The sequence below is a fragment of the Phenylobacterium sp. genome, assembly GCF_037189685.1.
GTDB lineage: Bacteria > Pseudomonadota > Alphaproteobacteria > Caulobacterales > Caulobacteraceae > Phenylobacterium.
Genome location: NZ_JBBCIT010000007.1, coordinates 41,449 through 61,465, shown reverse-complemented (window position 1 = coordinate 61,465; position 20,017 = coordinate 41,449). Strand labels below are relative to the sequence as shown.

Annotated in this window: 26 protein-coding genes; 15 read left to right on the top strand and 11 right to left on the bottom strand. The window is 71.6% G+C overall.

Features of this window, described 5'->3' with window-relative positions; all coding sequences use genetic code 11:
- Positions 1 to 2: 2 nt before the first annotated feature.
- Positions 3 to 731, bottom strand: coding sequence for a tRNA (guanosine(37)-N1)-methyltransferase TrmD (gene trmD / locus WG212_RS03790; protein ID WP_337185737.1), 729 nt, complete (start codon positions 729 to 731; stop codon positions 3 to 5).
- 43 nt (positions 732 to 774) lie between these two features.
- Entirely contained in the window at positions 775 to 1,395 is a 621-nt protein-coding gene (locus WG212_RS03785; protein ID WP_337185736.1) for a hypothetical protein, read from the bottom strand.
- 75 nt (positions 1,396 to 1,470) lie between these two features.
- Between WG212_RS03785 and WG212_RS03780 the strand changes: the two genes are divergently transcribed.
- Complete coding sequence (locus WG212_RS03780) at positions 1,471 to 2,370, top strand: acyl-CoA thioesterase II (RefSeq protein ID WP_337185735.1); 900 nt, start codon at positions 1,471 to 1,473, stop codon at positions 2,368 to 2,370.
- 86 nt (positions 2,371 to 2,456) lie between these two features.
- Complete coding sequence (locus WG212_RS03775) at positions 2,457 to 3,329, top strand: acyl-CoA thioesterase II (protein WP_337185734.1); 873 nt, start codon at positions 2,457 to 2,459, stop codon at positions 3,327 to 3,329.
- 10 nt (positions 3,330 to 3,339) lie between these two features.
- Here the strand turns inward: WG212_RS03775 and rimM are convergent, their stop codons facing one another.
- The 4 genes from rimM to WG212_RS03755 all read right to left on the bottom strand — a co-directional run bounded on the left by rimM (position 3,340) and on the right by WG212_RS03755 (position 6,418).
- The gene (gene rimM, locus WG212_RS03770; RefSeq protein ID WP_337185733.1) at positions 3,340 to 3,858 is read right to left on the bottom strand and encodes a ribosome maturation factor RimM; all 519 of its coding nucleotides are present in this window, start codon (positions 3,856 to 3,858) and stop codon (positions 3,340 to 3,342) included.
- A 6-nt stretch (positions 3,859 to 3,864) separates the two neighbouring features.
- Entirely contained in the window at positions 3,865 to 4,428 is a 564-nt protein-coding gene (rpsP, locus tag WG212_RS03765) for a 30S ribosomal protein S16 (protein ID WP_337185732.1), read from the bottom strand.
- A 24-nt stretch (positions 4,429 to 4,452) separates the two neighbouring features.
- Complete coding sequence (ffh, locus tag WG212_RS03760) at positions 4,453 to 5,967, bottom strand: signal recognition particle protein (RefSeq protein WP_337185731.1); 1,515 nt, start codon at positions 5,965 to 5,967, stop codon at positions 4,453 to 4,455.
- A gap of 178 nt (positions 5,968 to 6,145) precedes the next feature.
- Positions 6,146 to 6,418, bottom strand: coding sequence for a hypothetical protein (locus WG212_RS03755; protein ID WP_337185730.1), 273 nt, complete (start codon positions 6,416 to 6,418; stop codon positions 6,146 to 6,148).
- A gap of 127 nt (positions 6,419 to 6,545) precedes the next feature.
- Here WG212_RS03755 and WG212_RS03750 point away from each other — a divergent pair, with 127 nt between their 5' ends.
- The 6 genes from WG212_RS03750 (at position 6,546) to WG212_RS03725 (ending at position 9,868) form a co-directional block, all read left to right on the top strand.
- Entirely contained in the window at positions 6,546 to 6,812 is a 267-nt protein-coding gene (locus WG212_RS03750) for a hypothetical protein (protein ID WP_337185729.1), read from the top strand.
- On the top strand, positions 6,809 to 7,234 hold the full coding sequence (locus WG212_RS03745; RefSeq protein WP_337185728.1) for a type II toxin-antitoxin system VapC family toxin: 426 nt from the start codon (positions 6,809 to 6,811) through the stop codon (positions 7,232 to 7,234). The genes WG212_RS03750 and WG212_RS03745 overlap by 4 nt, the downstream gene beginning before the upstream one ends.
- Before the next feature lie 61 nt (positions 7,235 to 7,295).
- On the top strand, positions 7,296 to 7,850 hold the full coding sequence (locus WG212_RS03740; RefSeq protein WP_337185727.1) for a methylated-DNA--[protein]-cysteine S-methyltransferase: 555 nt from the start codon (positions 7,296 to 7,298) through the stop codon (positions 7,848 to 7,850).
- Positions 7,851 to 7,956: 106 nt separating this feature from the next.
- Positions 7,957 to 8,358 carry a hypothetical protein gene (locus WG212_RS03735; protein WP_337185726.1) on the top strand — a complete coding sequence of 134 codons (402 nt, stop codon included), beginning with the start codon at positions 7,957 to 7,959 and terminating at the stop codon, positions 8,356 to 8,358.
- 70 nt (positions 8,359 to 8,428) lie between these two features.
- A complete protein-coding gene (locus WG212_RS03730; RefSeq protein ID WP_337185725.1) occupies positions 8,429 to 9,280 on the top strand; it encodes an aspartate/glutamate racemase family protein in 852 nt (283 codons plus the stop codon).
- A 51-nt stretch (positions 9,281 to 9,331) separates the two neighbouring features.
- Positions 9,332 to 9,868 carry an SRPBCC domain-containing protein gene (locus WG212_RS03725; protein WP_337185724.1) on the top strand — a complete coding sequence of 179 codons (537 nt, stop codon included), beginning with the start codon at positions 9,332 to 9,334 and terminating at the stop codon, positions 9,866 to 9,868.
- Here WG212_RS03725 and WG212_RS03720 read toward each other — a convergent pair.
- Positions 9,831 to 10,610: a pyridoxamine 5'-phosphate oxidase family protein gene (locus WG212_RS03720; RefSeq protein WP_337185723.1), complete on the bottom strand. Its 780-nt coding sequence runs from the start codon at positions 10,608 to 10,610 to the stop codon at positions 9,831 to 9,833. The genes WG212_RS03725 and WG212_RS03720 overlap by 38 nt on opposite strands.
- A gap of 152 nt (positions 10,611 to 10,762) precedes the next feature.
- Between WG212_RS03720 and WG212_RS03715 the strand changes: the two genes are divergently transcribed.
- Both WG212_RS03715 and WG212_RS03710 read left to right on the top strand, forming a co-directional pair.
- Positions 10,763 to 12,226 carry a PLP-dependent aminotransferase family protein gene (locus WG212_RS03715; protein ID WP_337185722.1) on the top strand — a complete coding sequence of 488 codons (1,464 nt, stop codon included), beginning with the start codon at positions 10,763 to 10,765 and terminating at the stop codon, positions 12,224 to 12,226.
- 241 nt (positions 12,227 to 12,467) lie between these two features.
- Positions 12,468 to 13,382: a hydrogen peroxide-inducible genes activator gene (locus tag WG212_RS03710; protein WP_337185721.1), complete on the top strand. Its 915-nt coding sequence runs from the start codon at positions 12,468 to 12,470 to the stop codon at positions 13,380 to 13,382.
- Positions 13,383 to 13,404: 22 nt separating this feature from the next.
- Here the strand turns inward: WG212_RS03710 and rocD are convergent, their stop codons facing one another.
- The gene (gene rocD, locus WG212_RS03705) at positions 13,405 to 14,625 is read right to left on the bottom strand and encodes an ornithine--oxo-acid transaminase (RefSeq protein ID WP_337185720.1); all 1,221 of its coding nucleotides are present in this window, start codon (positions 14,623 to 14,625) and stop codon (positions 13,405 to 13,407) included.
- Positions 14,626 to 14,637: 12 nt separating this feature from the next.
- Entirely contained in the window at positions 14,638 to 15,507 is an 870-nt protein-coding gene (locus tag WG212_RS03700; RefSeq protein WP_337185719.1) for an arginine deiminase-related protein, read from the bottom strand.
- Between the two features lie 119 nt (positions 15,508 to 15,626).
- On the opposite strand from WG212_RS03700, the gene WG212_RS03695 reads away from it, so the two are divergent.
- Genes WG212_RS03695 through WG212_RS03685 form a run of 3 tightly spaced genes read left to right on the top strand, consistent with a single transcriptional unit; the run spans position 15,627 to position 17,424 of the window.
- Complete coding sequence (locus WG212_RS03695) at positions 15,627 to 16,049, top strand: Lrp/AsnC family transcriptional regulator (protein WP_337185718.1); 423 nt, start codon at positions 15,627 to 15,629, stop codon at positions 16,047 to 16,049.
- A 7-nt stretch (positions 16,050 to 16,056) separates the two neighbouring features.
- Complete coding sequence (locus tag WG212_RS03690) at positions 16,057 to 16,764, top strand: isochorismatase family cysteine hydrolase (RefSeq protein ID WP_337185717.1); 708 nt, start codon at positions 16,057 to 16,059, stop codon at positions 16,762 to 16,764.
- Positions 16,765 to 16,773: 9 nt separating this feature from the next.
- Complete coding sequence (locus tag WG212_RS03685; RefSeq protein ID WP_337185716.1) at positions 16,774 to 17,424, top strand: COQ9 family protein; 651 nt, start codon at positions 16,774 to 16,776, stop codon at positions 17,422 to 17,424.
- A gap of 40 nt (positions 17,425 to 17,464) precedes the next feature.
- Here WG212_RS03685 and dut read toward each other — a convergent pair whose 3' ends face one another.
- Both dut and coaBC read right to left on the bottom strand, forming a co-directional pair.
- The gene (gene dut, locus WG212_RS03680) at positions 17,465 to 17,920 is read right to left on the bottom strand and encodes a dUTP diphosphatase (RefSeq protein WP_337185715.1); all 456 of its coding nucleotides are present in this window, start codon (positions 17,918 to 17,920) and stop codon (positions 17,465 to 17,467) included.
- Positions 17,921 to 19,111 carry a bifunctional phosphopantothenoylcysteine decarboxylase/phosphopantothenate--cysteine ligase CoaBC gene (coaBC, locus tag WG212_RS03675; RefSeq protein ID WP_337185714.1) on the bottom strand — a complete coding sequence of 397 codons (1,191 nt, stop codon included), beginning with the start codon at positions 19,109 to 19,111 and terminating at the stop codon, positions 17,921 to 17,923.
- A 111-nt stretch (positions 19,112 to 19,222) separates the two neighbouring features.
- Between coaBC and WG212_RS03670 the strand changes: the two genes are divergently transcribed.
- Together WG212_RS03670 and WG212_RS03665 are read left to right on the top strand one after the other, a co-directional pair.
- Entirely contained in the window at positions 19,223 to 19,771 is a 549-nt protein-coding gene (locus WG212_RS03670) for a hypothetical protein (protein WP_337185713.1), read from the top strand.
- Between the two features lie 16 nt (positions 19,772 to 19,787).
- A complete protein-coding gene (locus tag WG212_RS03665; protein WP_337185712.1) occupies positions 19,788 to 20,000 on the top strand; it encodes an NUDIX domain-containing protein in 213 nt (70 codons plus the stop codon).
- The last annotated feature ends 17 nt before the right edge of the window (positions 20,001 to 20,017 follow it).

Genomic DNA, 20,017 nt, shown 5'->3' with positions numbered 1-20,017 from the left:
GCTTACCCGCCTTCCTTGGTCGGGGCGCCCTTTGCCTGTTGATTGGCGGAACGCTGCGCCCAGAGGTCCGGCCGCCGCTCCCGCGTCGTCTCTTCCCGCTGTTCCTGGCGCCACCCGCGGATGCGCGCGTGGTTCCCGGACAGCAGCACTTCGGGGATCTCCAGCCCTTCGAACGCCCGCGGTCGCGTGTACTGCGGATGTTCGAGAAGCCCGTCCTCGAAGCTTTCCTCACTCAGACTCTCGGCCTGCCCCAACACACCCGGAACCAGCCGTACGCACGCCTCGATCACGACCATCGCCGCCGCCTCGCCACCGGCCAGGACCGCGTCTCCGACCGAGACCTCCTCGAACCCGCGGGCGTCGAGCACCCGCTGGTCCACCCCCTCGAACCGCCCGCAGAGGACGATCAGCCCAGGCGCCTGAGCCCATTCCCGAACACGCGCCTGGGTGAGGGGACGACCCCGGGCGCTCATGTACAAAAGCGGCCGACCGCGCCGCTCCACGCTGTCCAGCGCAGAGGCGATCACGTCCGCCCGCATCACCTGACCCGGACCGCCACCCGCAGGGGTGTCGTCGAGGAAGCCGCGCTTATCTGTGGAAAAGGGCCGGATGTCCACCGTTTCCAGGGACCAGAGTGCGGCATCCCGCCACGCCGTTCCGACAAGCGAAACGCCCAGCGGGCCGGGGAACGCCTCCGGAAACATGGTCAGGACGGTGCAGTCGAAGGACATGGCCCCCAAAGCCGTCGCCGGCCCCCTCACGTCAAGGGGCGCCTCAAGAGGGGCGGACCAAGGAAACCCGCAGGTAGTAGGTGAACGGACCGTCCAGCGGCTCGCCGCCGGCCACGCAGCTCAGGCCGGGCCGGGCCACGCAAGGGGTCTGGTCGTAGCGGACGCCCACGCGCACGCCGTAGGCGCGATACCAGACGAAATCCACCACGCCCGGGTCTTCCGGGCGGTAGCGGAAGCGCAGCCCCCGACTCTCGCCGCTGATCCAGCCGCCGGGATTGGCCACGCCGACCAGCCGGCCCGCGCCGGCGTCGGCGACGATGGCCTCGTAGGCGGGGCGGCGGGCCTCGAAGTTCAGGCGCACACCCGCGTCGAGAAGCGGCTGGAAGCCCGGCACGAAGGCGCCCAGGAAGCTCATCAGCACCGTCGGCGCGATCCAGCCCGTCTCGGGGTCGCTCAACAGGGCCCAGAAGCTCCAGACCGCCAGCACCGGCGGCGGCACGACGAAGATCGCGGCCAGGATCACCGGCCCCGCGGCGCCGGGCGAAGTTTCCAGGATGGCCGGCGCGGCGAGAGTCGCTCCCACGATCCCGGCCATCCACGCCGCCAGCGCGGCGGCCAGCGGCGTGCGCCAGATCGGCCTCGGGTGATCCGCGGTCTCCCCCATGCGCTTAGATGGGGCGACGTTTTGCGCCGATGCAACACCTTGCCGGTCCCGGGCGCGGGGCGTAAGGGCGCCGCCATGACCGAAATTCCCGCCGCAAGCGACGCTCCCGAACACGCCGCGCAGGACGAGACCCTGGTGGAGACCCTGCAACTCGAGCGGATCGAGGAGAACCTCTTCCGGGGGACCTCTCCCGACACCGCGCCCGGCCGCATCTTCGGGGGGCAGGTGATCGCCCAGTCGCTGCTCGCGGCCTACGAGACCATCCAGGCCCGGGTCTGCCACTCTCTCCACTGCTACTTCATCCGGCCCGGGGACCCGACGGTGCCGATCGTGTTCGAGGTCGACCGGTCGCGCGACGGCGGCAGCTTCACCACGCGGCGCGTGGTGGCGGTCCAGCACGGCAAGCAGATCTTCAACCTCGCCGCCTCGTTCAAGGACCCGGAGGAAGGCTTCAGCCACCAGGCCGAAATGCCGGCCGGCCCGCACTGGTCCGAACTCCAGGACCAGATCGAGGTGATGAAGGAATTGCTGAAGAACGCACCGGAGGAGGCCAAGCGCTGGCTTTCCCGCCCGATGCCGATCGAGATGCGGTCCAAGGACGCCCGCACCTACTGGAAGACCGGTCCCAAGGAACCCGTCTCGCAGAACTGGTTCCGTTGCCGCACGCCCATCGGGGGCGAAGCTCACATGCATCAGGTGATCCTGGCCTACGCGTCGGACATGAACCTGCTGTCCACCGCCATGCGGCCCTACGGGGTCCACTGGAACACGCCGGGGTTCCAGTCGGCCAGCCTGGACCACGCCATGTGGTTTCACCGGCCCACCGACTTCAACCAGTGGCACCTCTACGTCCACGACAGCCCCTCGGCGTCGGACGGCCGCGGCCTGATCCGGGGCGCGATCTACGCCGAGGACGGGACGCTGGTGGCGAGCGTGGCGCAGGAAGGCCTGATGCGGATGCGCCCGCCGAAGTAGATCGGCCCTCTGCGGCGCGGGATTGCAGCGTCTCTCCCGGGGGCGTATGCCCTCCGCCTTCGCAGTTGCAGCATGGCGGTCGCCTCATGGACACCGGGACCCTCGCCCAGACGCTCGAGCTGGAACGCCTGGAGGTGAACCTCTTCCGGGGAACCACGCCCGACAAGGAACAGCGCCAGCGCATCTACGGCGGACAGGTGATCGCCCAGTCGCTGCTGGCCGCCTACGAGACGGTCGAGGATCGCATCTGCCACTCGCTGCACTGCTACTTCATCCGGCCCGGCGACCCGACCATCCCGATCATCTTCGAGGTCGACCGCTCGCGCGACGGCGGCAGCTTCACCACGCGGCGGGTGATCGCCGTCCAGAAGGGCCAGCAGATATTCAACCTGGCCGCCTCTTTCCAGACCGAGGAAGCGGGTTTCGAGCACCAAGCCGACATGCCCGAGGCGCCGGCCTGGGACGCCGTGGAGGACGATGCGGTCGTCCGCCGCCGCCTGGCCGAGAGCACCCCCGACGAGGACGACGACTGGATCGACCGCGTCCAGCCCATCGAGATGCGCTCGGTCGGCGGCCGCCACGACAGTGTGAAGCCCGAGCCGCGCGAGCCCGACCAGCAGGTCTGGTTCCGCGCCCGCCACCCGATCGGCCCGGACCCCCACATGCATCAGGTGATCCTGGCCTACGCGTCCGACATGAGCCTGCTGGGCACGGCGATCCGGCCGCACGGCGTGAGCTGGCGCACGCCGGGCTTCCAGTCGGCCAGCCTGGATCACGCCATGTGGTTCCACCGGCCGACCGACTTCAACCAGTGGCACCTTTACGTCCAGGAGAGCCCCTCGGCCTCGGGCGGCCGGGGCTTTAACCTGGGCTACATCTACCGCGCCTCGGACGGCGCTCTGGTCGCGAGCTGCGCCCAGGAAGGGCTCATGCGGATGCGCAAAAAGTCCCTCCCTTGATGGGGAGGGATTACTCCGTCTCTTCCGGCCGGACGGCGATCACCACGCCGTCGGCGATCCGCACCTCGGGCACGGCCTCGCGCGTGAAGGGCAGGTACCAGCTCGCGCCGGCCTCGGGCTGGACCTCCAGGAGATCGCCGGCGCCGAAGTCCTGCACCGAGCGGATGCGGCCGAGCGGCTCGCCATCGGGCGACCGGACCGCCAGGCCCACGAGGTCGGCGATGTAGAACTCGTCCTCGTCCGGCTCGGGCAGCGCCGCTCGGGGGACATACAGCCTGAGGCCGCGCAACGCCTCGGCCTCCTCGCGCGTCTCCACCTCGCGGGCGCGCGCCACGACGCCGCCCTTGGCCGCGCGCCCCGAGACCAGCGTGAGGGCGGGCGAGCCATCCGCACGCTTCAGGTCCCGGTAGTCCATCAGGGCGAGGGCGTCGGCCGTATAGGCCGTGATCCGCACCTCGCCGCGGACGCCGAAGGCGCCCGCGACCCGCCCGACCTCGATCAGGCCGACCGTGATCGGGCCCTGGTCCACGTCGCCTCAGGCCTGCTGTTCGCCTTCGGGCGCGGCTTCGGCGGCCGGAGCCTCCTCGGCGGCGGCTTCAACGGCAGGCGCTTCGGCGGCAGGCGCTTCGACGGCGGGGGCCTCTTCAGCGGCGGCTTCGGCCGGAGCGGCGTCTTCGGCGGCGGGCTCTTCAGCCGGCGCCGCGGCGGCGGCCGCCGCCGCTTCCGCCGCTTCCGCCGCAGCGGCTTCCTGGGCGGCCTTGCGGTCGGCCTCGCGCTGGGCGCGCTCTTCCACGCGCTCCTTGGCCTTCTGGCCCGGCTCGCCCTTCTTCGGGTTGCTGCCGGCTTCCCACTTCACGACGCCGACCTTGCCCAGCTCGCGGGCGACGCGGTCGGTGGGCTGGGCGCCCTTCCTGATCCACTCCTGGATGCGCTCGACCTTCAGCACGACGCGGTTCGGGTCGTCCTTCTTGAGCAGCGGGTTGTACGAGCCGACCTTCTCGATGAAGCGGCCGTCGCGGGGCGAGTGGCTGTCGGCGACGACGATCGAGTAGTAGGGGCGCTTCTTGGCGCCGCCACGGGCGAGACGGATCTTCAGCATTTTCGTAAGTCCTTGGTCTGGATTCTATTTCTTAAAGGGGTTGAAACCGGGCGGCAGGCCGCCGCCCAATCCGGGCAGCTTCGGCATCCCGCCGGGCATGGACTTCAGCTTGGCGGCCATCTCTTCGATCTGTTCGGGCGTGGGCTGTTGTCCGCCGCCGGCCATCTGGCCCAGCTTGGCCATGTCGAGCCCGCCGGCGCCCAGCATCTTGGCCATCTGGCCGAAGCCCTTGCCGCCGTTCCGGCTCATCGCCTTGAAGGCGTCGGCCATCTGGCGATGCTGTTTCAGCAGGCGGTTCACCTCGGCCACGTCCACGCCGGCGCCGGCCGCGATGCGGCGCTTGCGCGAAGCCTGCAGGATGTCGGGCTTCTTCCGCTCGGCCTTCGTCATGGACGAGATGATCGCCACCTGGCGGTCGAAGCTCTTGTCGGAGAGGCCGCTGTCGGCGATCTGCCGCTTCATCTTCTGGACGCCGGGCAACAGGCCCATCAGGCCCTCCATGCCGCCCATACGCTTCATCTGGCCGAGCTGGTCGGCCATCATCTCCAGGTCGAACTGGCCCTTGGCCAGCTTGCGGGCCGTGGCCTCGGCCTTGGCCATGTCCAGTTCCTGGGCGGCCTTCTCGACCAGGGCGACCACGTCGCCCCGCCCCAGGATTCGGCCGGCCACCCGCTGGGCGTCGAAGGCGTCCAGGCCGTCGATCTTTTCCGACACGCCCAGGAACTTGATGGGCAGGCCGGTGACCTGGCGCATCGACAGCGCCGCGCCGCCGCGGCCGTCGCCGTCGGCCCGCGTCAGCACCAGGCCGGTCAGGGGCAGGCGCTCGTGGAAGGCCTTGGCCGTGCGCACGGCGTCCTGGCCGGTCAGCGCGTCGGCCACCAGCAGGGTCTCGGACGGCGTCCCGATCTTCGCGATCTCGGCCGCCTCGGCCATCATCGCCTCGTCGATGGTGGTGCGGCCGGCGGTGTCGAGGATCAGGACGTCGAAGCCCTGGAGCTTCGCCGCCTGCATGGCGCGCCGGGCGATGTCGGGCGCCGACTGGCCGGCGACGATGGGCAGGAAGTTCGCGCCCGCCTGCTCGGCCAGCATGCCGAGCTGCTCCATGGCCGCGGGGCGGCGGGTGTCCAGCGAGGCCAGCAGGACCTTCTTGCGGTCCTTGACCAGCTTCAGCGCCAGCTTGCCGGCCGTGGTGGTCTTGCCCGAGCCCTGGAGGCCGGCCATCAGGATCACCGTGGGCGGGTTGAGCGAGAGGTTCAGCGCCTCGGGCTCACCGTCTCCGCCCAGCATCTCGACCAGGCCGTCATAGGTGATCTTCACCACCTGGTCGGCGGGCTTCACCGCCCGGATCACCGCCTCGCCGGTGGCGCGTTCCTTGGCCTTGGCGATGAACTCGCGCACGACGGGCAGGGCGACATCGGCCTCGAGCAGGGCCACGCGCACCTCGCGCAGCGCCTCGTCGATGTCCTTCTCGGACAGCACGCCGCGACCGGAAAGCCGGTCGAAGACTCCTGTCAGCCGATCTGTCAGCGCGTCGAACAAGTCGAACTCCTAAGGTCCAAACGCGATCGACCCCCGTGCACGATTGCGTGGACGGGGGGCCTCGCCGCTCTCGTCCCATATGGTGATGGGGGTCGTAGCGGTAGAGGGCGCTGACCGAGGTTGGCGCCGGAAGGGCGCGCTTATGCGCTCACAGGGGCGTCAGGTCAAGGAAGGGCGCCTATGTGCCGAAGATCATCCCGGCCAGGGCGATGACCCAGAACACCAGACCAATGCTCCAAACCTGAACAAGACGCCGATGATAGCGCCGTCCCTCTTCCGTCAGGGCGGCGGTGTCCAGGATCAGAGGGTTGAGCATCACGCGGAGCGCCGAGAGTTGGCGACCACGTCGATGGTCGAGGATCTTCATCGTGAGCCAGAAGGTGATCGTCGCGGAGAGGAGGAAAAGGACCAATGCGGCGTGGATTCCTAAACCAATCCAATTCGTCGCCATGCAAGCGGCTTTCCCTTGAGCTCTGTTCCGCACATCCGAACCAGTGCGGCGAGGCGTGTCAATGCCTGGTCCGCGCACAGGCTTCGAGCTGGATTGAATGGTCATCCAGAATGACTATATTCCACCCATGACCAACGTCCCGACCTTCACCGTCACCGAGTTCAAGGCCAAGTGCCTGGACATCCTCGACCGTCTCGGCTCGGGGAAGCTGGATCGTGTCGAGGTCACCAAGCGCGGCCGGGTGATGGCCGTGCTGACGCCGCCCCCGGCCCAGGACGCCGACGGCCTGTTCGGTTGCCTGAAAGGCCAGACGATCATGCCCGACGGGTTCGACCTCACCCAGCCGGTGATCGACGAACTCCCCTCCGCCGCCGATGGCGTCCTGCACCGTTGAGCCTGCTCCTCCTCGACACCTGCACGGTGATCTGGGTCGCCCAGGACGCCCCGCTCGATGCGACGGCGAAGCGCGCGATCCGCGAGGCTGCGGGGCGCGGCGACCTCTATGTCTCGCCGGCCTCCGCCTGGGAGATCGGCCTGCTCGGCCGTCCCAGGGTCGGCCGCGCGCCCGGGCCGCAGTTCCTGCCCGACCCCCAGGCGTGGTTCTCGGCCTTCATGGCCCGTCCCGGGGTCCGGCTGGCGGCCCTGACGCCCGAGATCGCGATCGACGTGTCGTACCTGCCGGGCGACTTCCACAACGATCCGGCGGACCGGATGGTGGTCGCGACGGCCCGGCGCCTCGGCGCAACCGTCGTCACCCGCGACCAGAGGATCCTCGAATACGCCCAGGCGGGTCACGTTGCGGCCATGGCGTGCTGAACGGCTCATCCATGTCCGAAAGCCGCCAGTAGAAACCGATGAACGGCGCTATCTTCCGTCCATGACCCAGTTCGCCCCCATCCGGTTCGCCCTGTTCGACACCGCCATCGGCACGGCGGGCGTCGCCTGGAACGACGTCGGCCTCGTCGCCTGCCACCTGCCCGAGCGCGACGCGGAGAACAACCGCCGCAGTTTCCTGCGCCGCTTCCCCGAGGCGACGGAGGCCGAGGTCCCCGACCGCCTCGCCGCGACCGTGGCCGGTGTCCGGGCGCTTCTGCGCGGCGAGAAGGCCGACCTCACGGCCGCGCCGCTGGACCTGTCGCGCACGCCCGAGTTCCACGCGAAGGTCTACGAGATCGCCCGCGCCATCCCGCCCGGCGAAACTCTGACCTACGGCCAGGTCGCCGAGACGCTGGGCGACAAGCTGCTGGCCCGCGACGTGGGCGCCGCGCTGGGCAAGAACCCCTGGCCCATCGTCGTGCCGTGCCACCGCGTGACGGCGGCCGGCGGCAAGCCCGGCGGGTTCTCGGCCCGCGGCGGGGTGAACACCAAGCTGAGGCTGCTGGCGATCGAGGGCGCGGCGGCGGCCGCCCAGGCCGACCTCTTCGCCTCCTGACTGCCTACCGGCTGAAGGCGTCTCCCGGCTCCTGGCCTCCGTATTGCTGCGTAGGGGGTGAACCCGACTGCCCGTCCGGCGTTGGGACTCCTAAGGTCGTCGCAGAATGCTGAAGCCGCTCGCCATCGCCACGCTCCTGAGCCTCGCCGCCTCTGGCGCGGCGCAGGCCGACGTGTGCCGCGGCCAGGCCCCGTCCGCGGGCCTGGAGATGCGCGGGCCCGTCCTGCACGTCCTCGATGGCCAACGGCTGTGCGTGGCGCTCAGCCCCGATCCGGCGGACTGGGTCGCGGTGCGCCTCGCCGACGCGCCCCCCGTGGAAACCGTGGAAGCCGTTGGGGAAACCGGCCGCGGCGCCCTGATGGCCGCGAGCTTCGGGCAGGACGTCACCTGCCGCATCCTGGGCGAGGGCGAGGATGGCGCCGTCGCGCTGTGCCGTACGAATCGCGGCCCGGTCGGCGAACAGCTTTCGAAGCCCCGGATCATCCGCGCCGGCCAGGCTTGGCGCTGAGCCTCGTCTGCACGGGATCTCCTCGGCCGGGCACGGTGACACCCGGGGCGATGCGCTCTAACACCGGCCCATGAGCATCGGCGTGTTCGATTCCGGCGTGGGCGGGCTGACCGTCCACCACCGGCTGGTGGAACGCTTCCCGCGGGCCGACTTCATCTACCTCGCCGACCAGGCCAACGCGCCCTATGGCGGCCGCGCGGGCGAAGAGATCGTGGACCTCACCCGGGCCGGCTGCGTGCGCCTGTTCGACGCGGGGTGCAACCTGGTGGTCCTGGCCTGCAACACGGCCGCCAGCGTCGCGCTGCGCCGCCTGCAGCAGACCTGGCTGCCGGGCTACCGGCGCGATGTGGGACGTCCCGTCAACGTCCTCGGCATCGTCGTCCCTACCATCGAAGCGGCCACCGGCCTGCCCTGGGAGCACGAGGCCGAGCGGCGCGGCGACAAGGTGGAGAAGCTGGACGTCCTGGGCGTCTTCTCCACGCCGGCCACGGCGAGGAGCCGCGTCTACGAGATCGAGATCGACAAGCGCCGGCAGGACGTGGCCGTCTTCTCCGAACCCTGCCCCGAGCTGGCGCGGATGATCGAGGCCGGCGCGGCGCGCGAAGCGCTGGCCGAGGTGATCTCCGGCCACGTGAAGGCGCTCGCCACCCGTATCGGGCGCGCCCCCGACCGCGCGATCCTGGGCTGCACCCACTACGAGATCGTGGCCGACCTGTTCCGGGCGGCCCTGCCGGCGGGAACGCCATTGATCCGCCAGCCCGACGCCACGGCCGACGCCCTGGAGCGCTACCTGGCGCGACATCCCGAACTCGACCCCGGCCACAGCGCCGTCCGCCGCTTCCTGACCACCGGAGAGCCGGGCGCGCAGAACGGCCTGGTTGAGACCTTCTGGGGCGGCCCGCTAAATTTCGAACCGGCCTGACGGCCCGATATCCTGACGGCCCGATACAGGGACATGGCGCGGAGAACGGCGATGCGTCGAACGATGGCGGCGGCCTTGACCGCCCTCTTCTGCATGGGGCCGGGCGCGGCCGGCGCCGAAGTGCTGGAAACGGGGCCGCAGGGCTTTCGGCTGCAAGCGATGCGCCAGATCGCAGCGCCGCCGGCCCGTGTCTACGAGGCCCTGGGCGAGATCGGCCGCTGGTGGGACGGCGCGCACAGCTATTCCGGCAAGGCGGAGACCATGAGCGTCCGCCTCGAACCGGGCGGCTGCTGGTGCGAGGCGCTGCCGGGCGGCGGCGTCCGGCACGGGACGGTGCTCCTGGCCTGGCCCGAACAGGGGATGCTGCGGCTCGACGCACCGCTCGGGCCGCTGCAGGACGAAGGCGTCTCGGCCGTTCTCGCCTTTCAGCTCAGGGGGAAGGACGGCGGGACCGAACTCACGGCCACCTATCACGTCGGTGGCGCACGGGACTTCATCCTGAAGGCCGCGCCGGCTGTCGACGGGGTCCTGAACGCGGCCTGGGATCGCCTCACGCGCTACGTGGAGACGGGGACGCCTGCGCCCTGACCGCCGCGCCCGCGGCAGCGCCGCCGGCCGCCCGGACAGCGGCTTCGCCCAGGGCCGCATCCAGGCGCGCGCCCTCGCGATAGGGGGCGAGGTCGGGCGTGGGGTTTCCGCCCAGGCCCATGCCGGGCTCGGGGCGCGGCGTCCCGATGCGGGTCTCCACGGGGAACACGCCGCACCAGGCGGCCCAGCCCGCATCGGCGGGCAGGTCGGCGACGCCCGTCTCGCGAACCTTCGCCGAGGCCTCTTCGATCTCCATCGCGACCAGGGACGTCTGGGCCAGTTCGCCGTCCGTCGCCGGGCGCAGCTTCACCGAGCGGCCGGCATAGAGGCGGTCGATGAAGGCGTCCATCGCCCGGCGCTTGGCGGCCGGATCCTCCACGGGTCGCGCCCGGCCGAAGGCCATCACCGAGCGGTAGTTCAGCGAGTGGATGAACCCCGAACGCCCGACGATGAAGCCGTCGAGGAAGCTCACCGTGACGCACACGGGCGTTCCCTCGGCCACCGTCCGCAGCATCCGGCTGGCGGCGGCGCCATGCCAGTAGAGCCGCCGTCCCTCGCGCCAGTAGGCCGTGGGCGTCACGAACGGCTGGCCATCGAGCACGTAGCCCACATGCGCCATCACGCCGGCGTCCAGCAGGGCGAAGACCGTCGCTTCGTCATAGCGGGCGCGCTGGGGCCGCCGCCGCACGCGCGAGCGGGCGGTCGGCTGGAATCCGGCCACGTCGTCGGCTGGCGGGCTCATGGCGATATCCGCCCGGGCGAGGGGTTCGGGAGAGACGGGTTCAGGTGGGGCGCGGCCATCGCACGGCCTCCTTTCGGGGCCGCGGTCTATGCGCTATGTGGTCTGGAAGGTAGGTCCACTTTTCGACATCATAACAGACCATTGAGAGGCCAATGAGCTGGGCCGACGTCTATCCGTGGGCCGCACCCACGCCCGGCCGCCCCGTGATCCGGCAGGTCTACGATCAGGTGCGCGCAGCCATCCACGCCGGCGCGCTGAAGCCGGGCGGACGACTGCCCTCCAGCCGCGACCTGGCGGCCCGGCTGGGCGTGGCGCGGGCTTCGGTGGTGGCCGCCTACGAGCAGCTCCTGGCCGAAGGCTATGCGGAGGGTCGCGCCGGCTCGGGCACCTATGTTTCGGCGGACCTGTCGGGGGTGGCGGAGGTGGCTGCGCCGCGGCCCGCTGCCGGCCGCCTTGCCGCCCCGGCCGTGGCGGCGGCCCCGACGCCCGCCCAGGTGCTGGGCCGCCTGACCTTGCCCGACGCGCCGCTGGCGGCGCGAACGTTCTCGAACGGCCGCACGCTGATGGACGCGCGGGCTCAGGACGCCTGGTCCACCTCCACGCGCCGCGCGCTGCGCCGGCTGGGCGCCGAACACTTCGGCTATTCCGACCCGGCCGGCGACCTGGGCCTGCGGACGGCGGTCGCCGACTACCTGCGGGCCGCGCGCGGGGTGGTCTGCACGCCGGGGCAGGTGATCGTCACCAGCGGCGCACAGCACGCCGTGGACCTGGCCGTGCGCGCCCTGCTGGATCCCGGCGATCGGGTATGGCTGGAAGACCCCGGCTATCCCAACACCTGGCAGGCTCTCGAAGCGGCCGGCGCGCGGGGCGTGCCCGTCCCCGTGGACCGTTCGGGCCTTGTCGTGTCCGAGGGTGTCGCACAGGCGGACGACGCGAGGGCCGTCTTCGTCACCCCCTCGCACCAGTTTCCCCTGGGCGTGGCCATGTCGATGGCGCGGCGGCTGGAGCTGATCGCCTGGGCGCGCCAGGCCGGGGCGTGGATCGTGGAGGACGACTACGCCTCGGAGTTCCGCTATGCGGGCGCGCCGCTCGCCTCGCTCCAGGGCCTGGATGGCGGCGAGCGGGTCATCTACGTCGGCACCTTCAACAAGTCGCTCTTCCCGGGCCTCCGGCTGGGCTACCTCGTCGCGCCCCACGCCTTGGCCGCGCCCCTGTCCGCCCTGAGGCGCCTGGCCGACCGGCAGCCGCCGACTCTCACCCAGGCGATCGTGCGGGATTTCATGGAGAGCGGGCAGTTCGCCGGCCACATCCGCCGCCGGCGGCTGGCCTACAAGCTCCAGCGCGACGCCCTGGCCCAGGCGCTGAACGCGCAGCTCGGGGATCGGCTGGAGGTCGATACGCCCGACCAGGGCATGCACCTCATCGCCTACATGAAGGACGGCCTGCTGGATGGTGAGGCCGAAGCCCGCGCCCTGGCCGGCGGGGTGACGGTGCGGGCCATCAGCCCCCTGTATCACGCGGCGCCGGCGCGCCAGGGCCTCCTCCTGGGATTCACGGGCTTCCCGGCCCCCGCGATGGACGCCGGCGTGGCGCGCCTCGCCGCGACGCTGCGATAGGGGGGCCTTGCGACAGGGGGCTGCGATGGGGGGCGGGCAAGGACCCGGGCGGCGCTCAGGGGGAGAAGGACGGCGCCGCCCGGGTGAAGTCGGAGGCCGCGTGGTGTGCATGGCGCGGCCTTCGGAGGGAGAGGTCGCGGAGAACCTCGACGACCATCTGATCGAGCAGATAGGCGTAGCCTCGGCACAATTCCAATTGATAGTTTTTGCCGCCGGGATAGAGCCGGCCTATGATGCGGGAATGCTCCCCACCATCCGCCAGCTCCAGTACCTGAAGCTGCTCGCCGAGCACGGCGCCTTCGGGCGCGCAGCCGACGCGGCGCACGTCACCCAGCCGACGCTCTCGGCCGGCATCCAAGAGCTGGAGCGGACTCTCGGCGCGCCTGTGGTCGACCGCGCCCGGACCGGTGTTATCCTGACGCCGGTCGGGGAAGAGGCGCTGCGCCGCGCCACCGTGATCCTCAACGAGGCCGAAGAGCTGGTCGAGGCGGCCAAGAACGCCGGCCAGCCGCTGACCGGCCGCTTCCGCCTGGGCGTGATTCCGACCATCGCCCCGTTCCTCCTGCCCGGCGCCCTGCCGCTGCTGCGCGAGCGGTATCCCAGGCTGCGCCTCTTCCTACGCGAGGACCTGACCCAGCGCCTGATCGTCCAGCTCAAGGCCGGCCGCCTGGACGCCGCCCTCATCGCGCTGCCGTTCGACATGGCTGGCCTGGAATGGGCCCACGTGGCCGACGACGAACTGCTCGCCGCGGCGCCTGCCGACCATCCCCTGGCGCGGCAGGCGTCGGTGTCGTCAGAGGACCTCGAGAGAGAGAATCTGATCCTGTTGGAGGACGGCCACTGCCTGCGCGAACATGCGCTCTCGGCCTGCCGGCTGACGCCCTCGCGCGCGGGGACGAGGGAGGAGCCGTTCGCCGCCACCTCCCTGCCCACCCTGGTCCAGATGGTGGGCTCGGGCCTGGGCGTGACCTTCCTGCCGCAGATGGCGGTGAGCGCGGGGCTCGCTCAAGCGGCTCATGTGGCGGTTCGCCCCATCGAGGCCGATCACCCGGCCCGGGAGATTGTCGTCGCCTGGCGCGCCGGCTCGAACCGCCGGGCCGAAGGCCGGCTCCTGGCCGACCTGTTCCGGGACGCCCGCACCGGGGAAGAGGCATAGCGCGAGGCGCCGCCCGGCCGCGTCAGGGCAGCGCCGCGGCGAACTGGTCCACGATCCAGTCGGCCTGCTCGTCGGTGAGGATCAGGGGCGGGGCGATGCGGATGGTGTGGTCATGGGTCTCCTTGGCCAGCAGGCCGCGGCCCTGCAGCGCCTCGCAGACCCGCCGCGCGCCGCCGGCGTCGGGGTCGAGCTCCACGGCGATCATCAGGCCGCGGCCGCGCACCTCCTTCACGCTCGGCGTGGCGACGGCGGCGAGGCCCGCCTGGAGCCGCGCGCCCACGCGGGCCGCGTTCTCGATCATGCCCTCCTCGACGAGCGCCTTCAGCGCCGCGCGCGCCACCGCGCAGGCCAGCGGGTTGCCGCCGAAGGTGGAGCCGTGCTCGCCCGGGTGCAGCACGCTCATGACCTCGGAGTTCGAGAGCACGGCCGAGGCCGGGTAGAAGCCGCCCGACAGCGCCTTGCCGATCAGGGTCAGGTCGGCCTCGACGCCTTCGTGTTCCTCGGCCAGCAGCTTGCCGGTGCGGCCCAGGCCCGTCTGGATCTCGTCCAGGATCAGGATCACGTTGTGCCGCGTGCACAGCTCGCGCGCCCGCTGCAGGTAGCCGGCCGGCGGGATGATCACCCCCGCCTCGCCCTGGATCGGCTCGACCAGGAAGGCCACGGTGTTCGGCCCGATCGCCGCTTCCAGCGCCGCGGCGTCGCCGAACGGCACGGTGCGGAAGCCCGGCGCGAAGGGGCCGAAGCCGCCGCGCGACTGCGGGTCGCTGGAGAAGCCCACGATGGCCACGGTGCGGCCGTGGAAGTTGTCGGCGGCGACGATGATCTCGGCCGCCCCGTCGGGCACGCCCTTGACCTCGTAGCCCCACTTGCGGGCCACCTTCAGCGCCGTCTCCACCGCCTCGGCGCCCGAGTTCATCGGCAGCACCTTGTGGCTGTTGGTCAGGGCGCACAGCTCCTCGTAGAACGGCGCGAGCTGGTCGTTGCGGAACGCCCGCGAGGTCAGGGTCAGCCGGCCCGCCTGCTCCACCATGGCGGCCAGGATCCTCGGATGGCAGTGACCCTGGTTCACCGCCGAATAGGCCGAGAGGCAGTCCAGGTAGCGGTTGCCGTCCACGTCCCAGACATGGACGCCTTCCCCGCGGGTCAGCACCACGTCCAGCGGCTTGTAGTTCTGCGCGCCGTAGAGGGCCTCGGCGGCGATGAGCCGGTCGGCCGGGCTGCGCTGGAGGGCGATGTCGTTCATGGCGCGTCTCCCTTATTCAGCGGCGTGGAGCTGGGCGGCGGGGGCCGACGAACGGTCCAGCCGCAGGGTCATGCAGTAGGCGGCTCCGCCCGAGAGGATGAAGGCCGAGAGGTCCACCTCGGTCAGCCGGTAGCCGGCCGCCGTCAGCCGGCGCCGCAGGCTCTCGGGCGCGCGCGCCATCACGATGTGCTCGTCCAGGTTCACCGCATTGACGCAGAAGGCGGCGGCCTCATCCGGCGTGGCCTCGATCCGCAGTTCGGCGGGGATGCGCGCCCGGATCGTCGTCTGCGCTTCGGCCGAGAAGGCGTCGGGGAAGTAGAGGACGTGGCCGCCCGCGAGCGGGCAGAAGCAGGTGTCCAGGTGGTAGAACTGCTCGGTGGCCAGCTCCAGCGCGACCGTCTCCTTGCCGAAGATGCGGCCCAGCGCCGAGACCGCCGCGCGGCTGGACCGCGGGCCATGGCCGCACCAGAACAGGCGCCGCCCGGCGTCCCAGATCGCATCGCCCGCGCCCTCGTGGAACATCCCCTCGGGCAGGTCCGTGATCTCGCGCACGATGCCGCGCGCCTTCAGCCGCTGGAACACCGCCCGGAACACCGGCTCCTCGCCCTGGCGCTCGGGGTGGCGGAAGCGGGCGGGGACCACGCGGCCGTCCAGCACCACGCCGGCGTTGGCCGGGAAGACGAGGTCGGGCAGGCCCTTCATCGCGCCGACGGTCTCCACCTTGGCGCCCAGGCCCTCCAGCGCCCGGCGCAGGGCGTCCGAGCCGGCCCGTGCAGCCTGGGCGTCGGCCGCGCCCCAGGCCTCGGGCTTCATCCACGGATTGATCCGGTAGCTCACGTCGAAGCCGGCCGGGTCGGTCATCAGAAAGGTGGGGCGGTCCATGCGAACTCCTGCGTGGCGCGGCGTCCCCCGGATCCTCCCTCCAACGTGCGGTAGCGAATAGCGTTCAACTTGCTACATTATGCGTATTCAACTGACGTATCGTCAGACCGGAGTGACGGATGGTCGACGCCCTGGACCGCGAGTTGATCGCCCTGCTCCGGGCCGATTCCCGCAAGCCCGCCGCGACCCTGGCCAAGGCGCTGAAGGTCTCGCGCGGCACGGTCCAGAACCGCATCGACCGGCTGGTCCGCGACGGCGTGATCCAGGGCTTCACCATCAGGACCCGCCCCGACACGGCCGACCGCGTGCGCGCCGTCATGACCATCGCCGTCGAGGGCGAGCGGTCGGGCGCGGTGGTCCGCGCCCTGCGCGGCCTGCCCGAGGTCGCCGCCGTCCACACCACCAACGGCCGCTGGGACCTGGTGGCCGAGCTCGAGGTCGAGACCCTCTCCGCCTTCAGCGACGCCCTGGACCGCATCCGCCAGGTCGAAGGCATCGCCTCGACCGAAACCTCGATCCTGCTCGCCACCCAGAAGCTGTGAGGCGCCCGTGGGGCATGCCTGGACCATCGCCGATCGCGAATACGCCCGCCACGAGGCCCGCCGTGGCCGCCGCTTCGCGTTCGAGACCGTGGACCCCAGCGCGACCGCCCTGGTGGTGGTCGACATGGTCCCCTTCTTCGCCGACCAGAACCCCTGCTGCCGGGCGGTCATCGCCCCGATCAACACCCTGGCCGCCGCCCTCCGCGCCGCCGGCGGCGTGGTGGCGTGGGTGCTGCCCTCGCCGGACCCTTTCGACGACCTGTCGGTCGCCTTCAATGGCGCCGAGGGCGCCGCCGCCTATCGCGGTTCCGGCGGAACGGGGCCGCCGCCGGCCCGGCTCTGCCCGGAACTGGTCCCTGCGGACCCCGACCTGTTCGCCGAGAAGTCGGCCGCCAGCGCGTTCTTCCCGGGCCGCTGCGACCTGCACGCTCGCCTGGCCGGGCTGGGGATCGACACGGTGATCGTCACGGGCACGGTCACCAACGTCTGCGTGGAGAGCACCGTCCGGGACGCCCGCACCCTCGGCTATCGGGTGATCCTCGTCGCCGACGCCTGCGCCGCGCGAACCGACGCCGAGCACAACGCCGCCCTCAACACGATCTACCGCTCCTTCGGCGACGTGCGCCCCACCGCTGAGGTCCTCGCCCTCATCGGCGCGCCCCGGCTTTCGCCGGCTGTCGGCGGGCTCTCCCCATCCGCAGACGAGAAAGGCTAAGATGGCCGGATGACCACCCCCGCACAGGCCTGGGCCGAAGCCGCCGAGCAGAGGCTGCTGGACGAAGCCCTCCGGCTCGCGCCCGTCCACGGCTGGACCGACCGCACCGTCGGCCTGGCCGGCAAGGCGCTGGGCATGTCGGAGGGCGAGACCCGCCTGCTCCTGCCGCACGGCCCCGCCGACCTCGCGGCCCTGCTCTCGCGCCGGCACGATGCGCGGGCGCTCGTGGCCCTGGCGGACATCCACGCCTCGAACCTGAAGATCCGCGAGCGCATCCGCCGCGCGGTCGAGGCGCGGCTGGATGCAGCGGCCCCGGACGAGCCGGCGCTGCGGCGCTGGATGGGCTTCCTGGCCCTGCCGCAGAACATTGGCTTGGGCTCGCGGCTGGCGTGGGAAAGCGCCGACGCCCTGTGGCGCTGGGCGGGCGACAACGCCACCGACGAGAACCACTACACCAAGCGGGCGATCCTGGCGGGCATCCTCTCGGCCGCGGGAGCCATCCGCGGCGCCTCGGGCCGCAAGGAGGCCCTGGCCTTCGTGGATCGCCGCATCGAGGATGTCATGCGCTTCGAGACATGGAAGGCGACCACCGGCCTCAGGCCCGGCGCCTGGATGAGCGGCCTCGCCCAGCGCCTGGCCCGCGCGCGCTACGGCGCCTGAGAGGCCCGCGAGACGGCGGTCCGACGCCGGAGAGCCCGCCTCAGCTGCGTCCGGTCGAGCCGAAGCCGCCGGCGCCGCGGGCCGTCTCGTCCAGGCTGTCGACCTCGGCCCATTGCGCCTGGACGACCGGCGCGATCACCAGCTGGGCGATGCGGTCGCCGCGGCGGACGGTGAAGGCCTCCGGGCCGTGGTTGATCAGGATGACCTTCACCTCGCCGCGATAGTCCGCGTCGACCGTCCCCGGCGAATTCAGGCAGGTGATCCCGTTCTTGAACGCCAGGCCCGAGCGGGGGCGCACCTGCCCCTCGAACCCCGGCGGCAGGGCGAAGGCGAGGCCGGTGGGCACAGCGAACCGATCCCCCGGATGCAGCACCAGCGGCTCGTCCTCGGGGACGGCGGCGCGCAGATCCATGCCCGCCGCCTGGGCGGTCTCGTAGGCCGGCAGCGGGATGTCCCGACCGTGGGGCAGACGGGTGATCGGGACGGTGGGGGCCACTCAGAATTCCTCGGCGATGCGGGCGGCGAGCCTTCGGGCGACCTCGCCCTTGGCCATGCGGTCCCATCGCTCGATTCCCGTCCCGGAGACTATGGCCACGGTGTTCTCGTCACCGCCCATGGTTCCCGCGATGCTGACGTCGTTCGCCACGATCCAGTCGCAGCCCTTGCGGGCGAGCTTGGCCCGGGCGTGCGCCTCGACGTCGTCTGTCTCGGCGGCGAAGCCCACCACCAGCTTCGGCCGCCGCGGCGCCCGGGACAAGGTGGCCAGGATGTCGGGGTTCTCGACCAGCCGGATCGCCGGCGCGCCGCCGCCGTCCTTCTTGATCTTGCCGGCGCCGACGGTCTCGGGGCGCCAGTCGGCCACCGCCGCCACGCAGACGGCGATGTCGGCGGGCAGGGCGGCCTCGCACGCCGCAAGCATCTCGCGCGCCGTCTCCACCTCCACGCGGCTGACGCCCGCCGGAGCCGGCAGGAACGTCGGCCCGCTCACCAGCGTCACCTCCGCGCCCAGGGCGGCCAGGGCCCGGGCGATCGCGTATCCCTGCTTGCCCGAGGAGCGGTTGGTGAGCAGCCTGACGGGATCGATGGGTTCGGCGGTGGGACCGGCGGTGATCACCGCCCGGCGGCCCGCCAGCGGCCGGGCGGCCGAGCCGGACAAGGCCGTCATGATCGCGTCGAAAATGACCGGGGGCTCGGCCATCCGCCCGGGGCCGTACTCGCCGCAGGCCATGGCGCCCTCGTCGGGTCCGACGAAAAGCACGCCGTCGGCCTCGAGCTGCGCCCGGTTCCGGCGGGTGGCCGGGTGCTCCCACATACGGACGTTCATCGCCGGCGCCATCAGGACCGGCTTGTCGGTGGCGAGGAGCGCGGTCGAGGCCAGGTCGCCCGCCAGCCCGCCCGCCGCCTTGGCCATGAGGTCGGCGGTGGCGGGCACCACCACGACCAGGTCGGCAGACCTCGACAGCTCGATGTGACCCATCTCGGCCTCGTCCGTCAGGTCGAACAGCTCGGAATAGACCTTGTCTTCGGCCAGCGCCGAGAGGCTGAGCGGCGTGACGAACCGCGCGCCGGCCTGCGTCAGGATCGGTCGCACCCCCACGGCGGCCTTGCGCAGCAGGCGCGTCAGCTCCAGCGCCTTGTAGGCGGCGACGCCGCCGCCCACGATCAGGAGAACCCGCTTCTCGGCCACGTCCGCGCCCCGTCTTCTGGTGAGCCCGATTTAGGTCATCGCGGGGGACTCGACAAACCTCGGCCGTTGTGTTCTTTTTTTGTTCCAACAACCTCAGGATGGAGGGGCGAGGTGTCTGGTATCAGGATTGTGCTGCTGGCCGCGGCGGGACTGGCCCTGACGGCCTGCGACAACGGGCCTTCGGCCGTAGCTCAGAAGCCGGTCGACGCGCGACGGACGCAAGCGTTCGAGGAACCGCGGCGCGACGGCGCGGACGTCGAGACGGCCGAAGCGCAGCAAGATCGGCGCGAGACGGCGACTCCGCAGGTCGACGGCCGGCCCATGTGGTCGTCCACCCGGCGATACTCCGCCCAGGAGAACGCCGAGCGCGCCTTCGCCCGAAACGGCCAGGCGTTCGGCGCAGGCGATGTCGATACGTTCGTGCGCAAGGCGCACGCCTTCGTCCACAGCCCGCCGCGGGGGACGCTGACGCTGGGCCGGAGCAACGGCGACACGCTGCTCTACGATCCGAAGGGGAACGTCTTCGCCATTCGCACCGCCCAGGGCGCGCCGCGGACCATGTTCAGGCCCGACGACGGCATGGCCTACTGGGAAGAGCAGAAGGCGCGCGAGGCCCGCCGCTCCGCCAGCGGGCGCAGCGCCGGCGACGACGACGCCTGACCGGCGGCGGCGTCCCGTGGCGCGGTTCCGGATCGTTCCCGAGGTCTATCTCGTGCTGATCGACCAAGGCCGGCTGCTGATGTCGCGGCGCTTCAACACCGGCTACGAGGACGGGCGTTGCAGCCTGGTGGCCGGCCACGTCGACGGGGGCGAGACCCTGACCGCGGCCATGGCCCGCGAAGCGCGGGAGGAGGCGGGCCTGATCATCCGGCCGAGGACCTCGTCCTGACGCACACGCTGCACCGC